This is a genomic window from Shewanella canadensis, assembly GCF_003966225.1.
Classification (GTDB): Bacteria; Pseudomonadota; Gammaproteobacteria; order Enterobacterales; family Shewanellaceae; genus Shewanella; species Shewanella canadensis.
The window spans coordinates 76,692-86,784 of record NZ_RXNU01000019.1 but is presented as its reverse complement, the minus strand read 5'-3'; the positions used below and the strand labels follow the sequence as shown (position 1 = coordinate 86,784).

8 protein-coding genes and 2 tRNA genes are annotated in these 10,093 nt (G+C 44.9%); 9 read left to right on the top strand and 1 reads right to left on the bottom strand.

Annotated features, from left to right (window positions below; all coding sequences use genetic code 11):
* Positions 1–19: 19 nt before the first annotated feature.
* The 8 genes from EKG38_RS22590 (at position 20) to EKG38_RS22555 (ending at position 7,712) form a co-directional block, all read left to right on the top strand.
* Positions 20–95, top strand: a tRNA-Val gene (locus EKG38_RS22590).
* A 41-nt stretch (positions 96–136) separates the two neighbouring features.
* Positions 137–212, top strand: a tRNA-Val gene (locus EKG38_RS22585).
* A gap of 350 nt (positions 213–562) precedes the next feature.
* Positions 563–790 (top strand): hypothetical protein, encoded by a 228-nt coding sequence (locus EKG38_RS22580; RefSeq protein WP_126523240.1) that lies wholly within the window; start codon positions 563–565, stop codon positions 788–790.
* 392 nt (positions 791–1,182) lie between these two features.
* The gene (locus EKG38_RS22575; RefSeq protein ID WP_126523239.1) at positions 1,183–2,217 is read left to right on the top strand and encodes a TRAP transporter substrate-binding protein; all 1,035 of its coding nucleotides are present in this window, start codon (positions 1,183–1,185) and stop codon (positions 2,215–2,217) included.
* Between the two features lie 75 nt (positions 2,218–2,292).
* The gene (locus tag EKG38_RS22570; RefSeq protein ID WP_126523238.1) at positions 2,293–3,003 is read left to right on the top strand and encodes a TRAP transporter small permease; all 711 of its coding nucleotides are present in this window, start codon (positions 2,293–2,295) and stop codon (positions 3,001–3,003) included.
* Positions 3,003–4,400 (top strand): TRAP transporter large permease, encoded by a 1,398-nt coding sequence (locus EKG38_RS22565; protein ID WP_126523237.1) that lies wholly within the window; start codon positions 3,003–3,005, stop codon positions 4,398–4,400. The genes EKG38_RS22570 and EKG38_RS22565 overlap by 1 nt, the downstream gene beginning before the upstream one ends.
* Positions 4,401–4,516: 116 nt before the next feature.
* Complete coding sequence (locus EKG38_RS22560; RefSeq protein WP_126523236.1) at positions 4,517–6,358, top strand: sensor histidine kinase; 1,842 nt, start codon at positions 4,517–4,519, stop codon at positions 6,356–6,358.
* Positions 6,345–7,712, top strand: coding sequence for a sigma-54-dependent transcriptional regulator (locus tag EKG38_RS22555; RefSeq protein ID WP_126523235.1), 1,368 nt, complete (start codon positions 6,345–6,347; stop codon positions 7,710–7,712). The genes EKG38_RS22560 and EKG38_RS22555 overlap by 14 nt, the downstream gene beginning before the upstream one ends.
* 52 nt (positions 7,713–7,764) lie before the next feature.
* Here the strand turns inward: EKG38_RS22555 and EKG38_RS22550 are convergent, their stop codons facing one another.
* A complete protein-coding gene (locus EKG38_RS22550; RefSeq protein ID WP_126523246.1) occupies positions 7,765–9,048 on the bottom strand; it encodes an MFS transporter in 1,284 nt (427 codons plus the stop codon).
* A 154-nt stretch (positions 9,049–9,202) separates the two neighbouring features.
* Between EKG38_RS22550 and EKG38_RS22545 the strand changes: the two genes are divergently transcribed.
* Positions 9,203–10,090, top strand: coding sequence for a LysR family transcriptional regulator (locus EKG38_RS22545; protein ID WP_126523234.1), 888 nt, complete (start codon positions 9,203–9,205; stop codon positions 10,088–10,090).
* The last annotated feature ends 3 nt before the right edge of the window (positions 10,091–10,093 follow it).

Here is a 10,093-nt window from a genome sequence, read left to right as displayed (position 1 = left end):
GTACAAATAGAAAGTCCCAGGTCGATTAGCTCAGCTGGGAGAGCACCTCCCTTACAAGGAGGGGGTCACTGGTTCGAGCCCAGTATCGACCACCATTCTCTTTTGAGAAGTGTTACTGTACAAATAGAAAGTCCCAGGTCGATTAGCTCAGCTGGGAGAGCACCTCCCTTACAAGGAGGGGGTCACTGGTTCGAGCCCAGTATCGACCACCATTTATCTTAATCCCTTCATCTTTTTCATCTTTTTCATCTTTTTCATCTTTTTCATCTTTTTCATCTTTTTCATCTTAAACAATCTTATACTTACTCATTAAATATCAAATACCTACCTATTTTAAACAACACATATAGCAATTTCGTACATACAGATTCCTGCTTCAAATATATTATCCGTTACAACCTTATCGCCACCTACCCTTACTAGATCAACACTATTTCGGTGATCTTACTTAATCGAATAACATCCCTACTCTCTATAACATTTCTCAATATTGGCCTGTAGACTCCCCTAATACTGTGAATTTCAACTATTCTTCAATAATAATGCACATTGGAATCATATTATGGCAGATGTCAGTCAGTCCGCCTCGTTGAGCAGCATAGCGGCTTATTTGAAGCTAACTAACAACTGTGATGAACAGGCGGCGTTGAAAGAAGCAAAAGAAGTAATGCATAACCTTGTGACTATGAGGCAGAAAGGATTTATTACGGGTTGGTATTTCGACGAACACGGTCACTTAGAGTTACTACCCAGTGATTCATTAATCAAACATATTACGCCAGAGAAGTAGATATTGGATTTCACCGAAGCTGAAAAATCAGTTTTTCGATAGAATGGTATAAGCTCTTAAGGTACAAACACTTTTGGGCTTACAATTTATTTCGTGGGTGGTTTTCCACCCATTGAGCCCTCCCCCCTTGGCCACTTCCCACTCATCGACGAAAAAACCCTTAGCCGCAACAAAGCCGCAACACCATAACAACAAACGACTTCCCCTTAAATTTATAAAGTTGGCTTACTCTTTGCTGATGTCATTATGAAGTGATTTATATAGTGAAGCGTAAAGCCACTTTAAATTAGCTAAGGGAAGCCAGGTCGTATCCCTACGATGATAAACCCAACTCCAAGTGAATTTTACTGATTTACTCCGGAGATAATAAAATGAAATTAAAGGGAAAAAAGATGACTACTCAACTTATACCTACAAATATTTGTGCACTTACACGCCCACTGAAAGTGCTTTTAAAAATGACGGTACTCGCAGGTTGTCTAACCAGCAGTATTCAAGCTTTTGCCGAGCCAATACAGATTAAATTCTCTCACGTCGTAGCAGAAAACACTCCCAAAGGGCAGATGGCGTTAAAATTCAAAGAGCTTGTCGAACAACGTTTACCAGGTGAATACCAAGTGAATGTTTTCCCTAACTCCCAGCTATTTGGTGATAATAATGAAGTCGCAGCACTTCTGCTGAATGATGTGCAGTTTGTCGCTCCCTCACTTTCTAAGTTTGAACGCTATACAAAGAAACTGCAGATCTTCGACCTGCCTTTTCTATTTGAAAATATGGAGTCTGTAAACAGGTTTCAACAGAGTGACTCAGGACAAAAACTGTTAAATTCGATGAAACGTAAGGGAATTGTAGGTCTTGGGTACCTGCACAATGGAATGAAACAACTCTCAGCCAGTAGCCCTTTGATCCTGCCTACGGATGCTAACGGGAAGAAATTTAGAATTATGGCATCAGATGTTTTAGCCGCACAATTTCAAGCTGTCGATGCTATCCCAGTCAAAAAGCCATTTTCAGAAGTATTTACCTTGCTACAAACCCGCGCTATCGATGGCCAAGAGAACACTTGGTCAAACATTTATTCAAAGAAATTCTTTGAAGTTCAAAGTTATATAACAGAAAGCAATCATGGTGTACTCGATTATATGGTCGTCACATCGGCTGAATTCTGGAAAAGCCTGCCAGCAGACAAGCGTACCGTGATCAAAGCATCTCTGGACGAAGCGCTGGCCCACGGTAACCAAATCGCTGCCGCTAAGGTAAATAAAGACAAAGCGACAATTGAAGCCTCAAAACGCTCAGACATCATCCAGTTAACTGCAGAACAACGTCAGGAGTGGGTGTCTTCGATGAAACCTGTTTGGCGTCAATTTGAAGCAAAGATAGGGAAAGACCTTATCGACGCAGCCGTCGCTTCAAATAAGCTGTAGCAAAAATAATAACAATAATAATTAGGGCTGAGGTAACCACTCAGCCCTCACGATACATTCAGGGGGAGAGCGCTGGTGATAAAACGAATATTTTCTCATCTAGAGGAGGGGGTTCTCAATCTGTTGATCACCTCCATGACTTTTTTGGTCTTTATCGAAGTGATCGCACGATTTTTCTTTAATACCGGTTTTCTATGGATACAGGAGCTAACTCTGACCTTATGTGCCTGGTTTGTGCTTTTCGGCATGTCCTACGGAGTAAAAGTCGGCGCCCATATTGGCGTAGATGCTTTCGTCGTTAAACTGCCAAAGCAAGCCAGAAAAATGGTAGCTCTGCTGGCCGTAACGATATGTATCGCTTATTGCGTGATGTTCTTGAAAGGGAGTTGGGATTATCTGAACAAGATGTATGAGATCGGGATCCCGATGGAAGACATAGACTTCCCTCACCAGCTGTTCAGTAATATGGACCCGGATCTTGTATGGGAGACTCTTCGTATCGATGTAGAAGAACCTGCAGTTCCCCTTTGGATATCACAAAGCATATTGATCATTGGGTTTGGACTACTTAGTTTCCGCTTTATCGAACTCTTGGTTGCCATTTTAAAAAACCAAAAACTCGGATTTACATTAGCCGATGAGGCTGAAGAGAGCATGCACTTAGCCGAAGCTGTCAAAGATGCAATGCCGCAAAACAGTGAGGCTTCCGTTACGCCAACAGACCATGACACAAACAAAAAAATGGATATTTCATCTAAAAACCAAAATGAAAAGGATGACCGATAATGACGATAGCCACCCTATTCATCACCCTACTCGTTTGCATGATCTTAGGCATGCCGATCGCCATCGCGCTTGGCTTTTCAAGCATGCTGACCATCCTGCTATTTTCAAATGATTCATTAGCCTCCGTAGCCCTGAAGCTCTACGAATCCACATCAGAACATTACACCTTGCTCGCTATCCCTTTCTTTATCCTATCTTCAGCGTTTTTATCTACCGGTGGTGTGGCCAGAAGAATAATCGACTTTGCCATGGACAGTGTTGGACACATTCGAGGCGGACTCGCTATGGCCTCTGTTATGGCCTGTATGTTATTCGCAGCCGTGTCAGGTTCATCACCCGCTACCGTCGCCGCCATTGGCTCTATCGTTATTGTCGGTATGGTTCGCGCAGGTTACCCTGAAAAATTTGCAGCTGGGGTCATTACTACATCTGGCACCTTAGGGATATTAATCCCGCCATCGATTGTCATGCTTGTTTACGCTGCAGCGACCGAGGTGTCGGCGGCTAGAATGTTTATGGCAGGCCTTGTCCCCGGGTTAATGATGGGCTTTCTGCTGATGCTAGCCATATACATAGTTGCCAGAGTAAAGAACCTCCCCTCCAGGCCTTTTCCTGGTGTCAAAGTGCTGGCAATATCCAGTTCAAAGGCGATGGGCGGTTTAGCACTCATCCTTATCGTACTGGGTTCAATTTATGGTGGTGTGGCCAGCCCAACCGAAGCTGCGGCCGTGGCATGTGTATACGCTTACTTTATCGCTGTGTTTGGTTACCGGGACATCGGCCCCCTAAGAGGCGTAGCCTGGAAAAATAAACAGGAATCTTTGATTGGTGCCGCAATCCGCAATCTGGGATATATGTTACTCGCGGTAGTTAAAACCCCTATCGATAAAGAGATACGCCACGTAGTCCGGGATGGGGCAAAAGTCAGTATCATGCTGCTTTTCATTATTGCCAACGCCATGTTATTCGCCCATGTTCTTACGACTGAGCGTATACCTCATATCATCGCCGAAGCCATTGTGGGTATGGGCCTGCCAGCATGGGGATTTCTGATTATCGTTAACCTGTTACTTCTGGCTGCCGGCAACTTCATGGAACCATCGGCTATTTTACTTATCATGGCCCCCATCCTGTTCCCCATCGCAACCCAACTGGGTATCGACCCGATCCACCTGGGTATTATCATGGTGGTTAATATGGAGATAGGAATGCTGACGCCGCCGGTGGGACTCAATCTCTTTGTGACCGCAGGGATCACAGGAAAGAGTATGGGCTGGGTTATAAAATCTTGCGTTCCGTGGTTGGGGCTTCTGTTGATTTTCCTCATGCTGATCACATATGTACCGCAGATATCCCTATTCTTGCCTGAGTACATAGATAAATTGAATGGGTATTGAGTTTCCCTGTAACCCATTAAGCTAGTAATAATTAAGAGTTTCAAGCGTGCCTAACCAGTAGTATAGTTATTGAACTGTTAGGCGCGCTATATTTTCACCGGGATGTGTATAGCTTTATGGCATTTACAATAAAAATAAAAAAATATCTTCTCATCTCTATCATTTTACTCATAGGTCTTGCCGTTATATTGAAGGCAACTCATTGGTTATATCTTAATAAGGGATACACTCAAACGGCGCAAAAATCGAAGCAGCAGATGACTGAGCTCATCAACTTCCTCGATGGTTCTCTGTCACGATATGAGAGTATTCCGCATGTATTATCCACAAACCCATTATTAAAAAATGCACTTTTGGACCACGAAAATCCAGATAGCATTCAAACGCTCAACCTCTATTTAGAAGAGATCCAACATATCACTGAATCTCTGGACATCTATTTAATTGATGCTTCGGGCGTTGCGATATCGGCCAGTAACTGGCAGAAAAGTTACTCTTTTATTGACAAAGACTTCTCCTTTCGTCCTTATTATCAAGAAGCCATTTCCGGGAGGCTCGGCCGTTACTATGCCGTGGGCACCTCATCTAATAAACGTGGCTTTTACTTTTCATACCCTATCTATAATCAATCGATTATTTTAGGCGCAATCGTTGTTAAAGTAGATATCACCGAAATTGAACAGCAGAGCACAGGCATAGCCAGAGCCGGTGGTTATGAGTTTGCCATTACCGACCCCGATAACATTATTTTTCTCTCCAGCATCAATAGCTGGCGGTTAAATTCATTATCGCCCATAGAGCAACCCCGGCAATATGCGATAAATGAATCTAAACGGTACGCTAACAGAGTCATCAATGAATTAGCGATTAACCCCTCTTACGATGAAAGCGCTTCGGCAGAGCAAAGGATATACGCCATAAACTCCAGCAAAGGAGTTTTTGACTATATGGAAATCCATCAGTCGATGATAAAGGCCGGGTGGAATATACATATTATGGCGCCTCTATCCCCCATTTACAGCTCCCTACCCGCTTTTATGATGCTATATGCCACTGTGTATCTATTATTGGCATTAGGGGCTTTATTCGCCTTAGAGAAGCGTAAGAGTTCATTACGGATACAACAGGCCAATGACCAGCTCGAACAGCGTGTTCAGGCCAGAACACAAGCCCTACAAGCCAGTAATCAAAAGCTAAACGAGACACAAGATGAGTTAATACAGGCGGCTAAGCTCACCGTCATAGGCAGTTTGTCTGCGAGCATAAACCACGAGATAAATCAGCCTCTGGCCGCAATAAGAAGCTATGCACAAAATACTCAGACCTTGGTAAGCAGAAATCAACTCGAGCAGGTTTCCGACAATATAAATACCATCATTTCACTGACAGACAGGCTCGCTGCCATCGTCGGCCAATTTAAAAATTTCACCCGAAAAAGTCAGGGAGACGACAGCGCAACGAACATCAATCAATGTATTCAAGACTCTCTCACCATTATCCAACCTGAAATAGATAAGCAAGGCATTGAACTTATCCTCTCATCGAATGAAATCAGATGTGAGGTCTGGGGAGATAATATCAGGCTACAACAAGTACTCGTTAACTTAATGAGCAATGCCATCGTCGCAATGAAGCATTGCATACATAAAAAACTGATAGTCACTGCAGAGCAAGGCACAATGCTGCGTATTCGCATTCAAGACAGCGGCCCGGGCGTACGGGAAAGCCAGATGGAAAAGATATTCGAACCTTACTATACCACCAGCGAACGCCAAGGTTTAGGTCTGGGGTTATCCATCTCCAGACGCATTGTCGAATCGATGCAAGGCAATATTACGGTTTCCAACGCTCACCTTAGTGGTGCCATATTTGAAATCACCTTACCCATTTATCTTGATGGGACATCACTCAAATCAGCTAACGGTCAGCAGGGAGAATTTACCGATGAACATCAGTAATTTAGATAACATCAAAGTGCTCATTGTCGATGATGAGCCCTTAATCGGTTCAGCCCTAATGCAGCTATTTGAATTAGAAGGCATTCCAGCACTCGCCACTACTACGCCTAAGAGCTTACCGGAACAGATCCACCTCAATTGGCCCGGTGTCGTCATCACAGATGTCAATATGCCACAGCTTGATGGCATCTCCCTGATGCGTAACCTGCTGGCAAAAGATAAAGATCTGCCCATCATACTACTCACAGGCTTCGGCGATATCGCCATGGCAGTACAAGCACTTAAACAAGGTGCCTACGATTTTCTGGAAAAACCATTCAACAATGAACATATTCTGGATGTGGTGAAACGGGCCTTAGAAAAAAGAGAGTTAACCCTAGAAAACCGCAAGCTGAAGAGAGAGCTGGAATCACAGAGTCTGCCGGGTCCCAGAATATTGGGTCGTAGCCCCGGCATTGAACAGATGAAACACATCATACATCAGGTAATAGATATGCCTGCCGATGTGCTCATCGAAGGTGAAACCGGAACAGGGAAAGAGTTAGTCGCACGCTATCTGCACGATCACAGCATTCGTCATCAAGCTAATTTTGTCGCCATAAACTGTGGGGCGATACCGGAAACCATCATAGAGAGTGAGTTATTCGGGGCCGAATCGGGGGCATTTACTGGTGCAGATAAAACCCGTATAGGTAAGTTCGAGTATGCCAATGGTGGCACAATCTTTCTCGATGAGATTGAAAGTACGCCGCTGTCACTGCAGATAAAACTGCTGAGAGTCCTGGAAGATAGAAAAGTCGAACGACTCGGTTCAAACAGGAGTATTGAACTCGATATTCGGGTGATTGCCGCCACTAAGGTCGACCTGACTCAATTGTGTAAAACCGGCGAGTTCAGGCAGGACCTGCTTTACCGATTAAACTTAGTCACAGTGCCGATTCCCGCTTTGCGAGAGAGGCGCGAAGATATCGGTCTGTTATTTTTACATTTCGCTCGTATCGCGTCATCCCGTTACCATAAGGCTCTGATCGCACTCAACGCAGAACAGATGACTCAACTGGCCTCCCATGATTGGCCCGGAAATGTAAGAGAGCTCAGAAATCTGGCCGAGCGCTATGTACTCCTTGGAGGAGAAGCCGCTTTTGCCACGGCAATAAACAGCTCTGTAAACCTCAATTGTGGCATGTCGCTACAACAAAGAGTGGAGTTTTTTGAACGCCTCTTGATTGAAGAGGCGCTGAGTCACAACAAGGGCAGCATCAAACTCACCATGGAACAACTGGAAGTGCCTCGCAAGACACTCTATGACAAGATGCAAAAATATGAGTTAGACCGTAAACTGTTCATTCAATAGTTACTGCATCATTTGACTCGGTATCGGCACCTGTGTGTATGAAGACCTACACTTACGATGCACTCACCTGAGCGATGTCGAGTCGCTCCACTCTGGTCACTTTAACTATGGCCAAGGCTAACACAGCCAGTGCGATAATTGAGCCCAGTACGACTCCGCTCCAGCCCCAATGCTGCCAAAATGGCATCAGATATGGCCCACCCAATGCGGCGCCAAGATAGTAACAGCACAAATATAGGGCAGTGGCCTTTGCCCTGTGCAACTTAGCCCGCTGCGCAACCCAGGCATTACAGCTGCTGTGGATAAAGAAAAAGCCAAACGCCGTTAATAAAAAACCGATACAGATGAAGCCGACAGTATCAAATAGCGTCACGACACTGCCTGAAACCATTAATAACAGCGCCAGCTTAAACAGTCGCTCACGACCGTAGCGCTTTATCCAATGTACCGAATAATAGGAGGCTAATGTGCCACTCAGATAACAGAGGAAGATGAGCGTTACTTCAAAACGTCCCCAATTAAAGGGAGATGACATCAGGTGCAGCTGGATAAAGCTAAATTGATTCACCATCACCAAAAATGCCAGACCTCCAATCAGGTAGATATTACGTAGCTTAGGATCCCCAAGATGAAGCCTGAAGCCGTTAAAATCTGTAACCTTAAACAGTTTTCGCGTTTTAACTGCTGCTTCAACAGTCTCCTTATCAGACTCTGAAACCAGCGGCTTTATGCGGCTCGGTAACAGGTAGTGAACGATGATCACGCCAAACAGTGAAAGCAGTAAAATTACCGACATCAACTCCTGCCAGCTCATATAAAGCGATAAGCCGCCACCAATCAGTCTACCGGCTATTCCGCCCACACTGTTAGCTGCAATATAGATGGCCCCGGCCTTTAGCATCGCCCCTTGGCTCAGCTCATCTTTAAAGTAAGCCATAGCAATGGCCGGAACGGCCGCAAGTAATCCTCCCTGAAGTAAGCGAAGCACCACCAAATGGCTGAACTCGGCAACGAAGAGCATCATTAGATCTGAGAGTAATAACAGATATAAGCTGACGAGTAGCGGTGTCTTACGCCCCACCCTATCGGATAAGATGGCATAAAATAGCAGTGAAAATGCCATCGCAAAGCTGGTTACTGACAGCAGTAAGGTCGCATGACTGGTTGCAACATCGAAAGTTTCAGCGATTAAAGGCAAGATCCCCTGCACTAAATAGAGGTTGATATAGATAACCACAGAGGCGATTGACAGACCCCATATAAGGCGGATCTCCCTAGACTCTTTCAAGCCCCTTTCATCACAAGAGTGCTCATCACTAAGGCATCGACTCTCCATGCTAATGTCGTTAAAGCTTATGTTTCGTTGAGCCGTCATCTGTCTCTGCAATTAAATTATCCACACTCGATAGACATAGGTTAGCATCGGTAATAACATAACAATAATAGATTAAAACAATCACAATCATTGATTTTTGTTATGGGCGGTTATTGTGGACATTCGTCAGTTAAAACATTTAGATGCATTAGCTAAAGAGGGCAGTTTTACTAAAGCCGCCGAGAGCCTCAACATGGCTCAACCCGCCTTAAGCCAGAGTATTAAACGGCTAGAGCTCTCACTGGGTGTCACTCTGGTTAACAGAGGGGGCACGGCCAATAAACGAGAGAAAAAACTCAGCCTGACGGCAGAAGGTGCGGCTCTGCATCAACACGCCTTACTCATCATCAAACAACTCAAACAAGCCGAAGCCCATATCAAATCGATGGCAAACTTAACTAAAGGGGAGGTCCGGATAGGCGTACCCGGTATGTTGGGTTCATTTTACCTTCCCTCCAGACTGATGGCCTTTCGCCATCAATACCCGGATCTCAAGCTGTCACTGTTCGAAGGTGGGACCCGGGATTCACTGAAAATGCTATCCCGTGAAGAGGTCGATATCGCCATCATCACGGCTCAAGATCTCAGCCCTGAGTTTGAGAGTCACCTGCTGCTCACAGAGCAGATGGTGGTTGCCATAGGGACAGAACACCCGCTGGCCGATGAAACGGCTATCAGCCTGGAACAGTTCTTCGAGCATGAGTTGGTGATGTTCAAACCTGGCTACTTTCATCGGGAGTGGATGCTGTCACAGGCGAAAACATTGGGGTTAAATGCAAACATCGCCTTCGAAACCAACCTGATCAACTTAATCAAGCAAGTGGTCTCACAAGGCTTTGCCATCACCAGTGTGCTGGAGATGGTAATAAGTGAAAGAGATGACATCTTAGCCAAACCCTTTAATCCAGAGGTCTATCTTGACCTTCACATCGCATGGAAGAGAGAGAGACCGATAAGTCAGGCCGACAGAGCCTTTGTCGATTTTCTTATGAAGAACAGGTAGGCT

What these genes read in the sequence shown, in the direction of transcription:
- EKG38_RS22560 (WP_126523236.1), top strand. Translation starts at nt 4,517, where the DNA reads ATGGCATTTACAATAAAAATAAAAAAATATCTTCTCATCTCTATCATT.
- EKG38_RS22575 (WP_126523239.1), top strand. Translation starts at nt 1,183, where the DNA reads ATGACTACTCAACTTATACCTACAAATATTTGTGCACTTACACGCCCA.
- EKG38_RS22555 (WP_126523235.1), top strand. Translation starts at nt 6,345, where the DNA reads ATGAACATCAGTAATTTAGATAACATCAAAGTGCTCATTGTCGATGAT.
- EKG38_RS22550 (WP_126523246.1), bottom strand. Translation starts at nt 9,048, where the DNA reads ATGGAGAGTCGATGCCTTAGTGATGAGCACTCTTGTGATGAAAGGGGC.
- EKG38_RS22580 (WP_126523240.1), top strand. Translation starts at nt 563, where the DNA reads ATGGCAGATGTCAGTCAGTCCGCCTCGTTGAGCAGCATAGCGGCTTAT.
- EKG38_RS22565 (WP_126523237.1), top strand. Translation starts at nt 3,003, where the DNA reads ATGACGATAGCCACCCTATTCATCACCCTACTCGTTTGCATGATCTTA.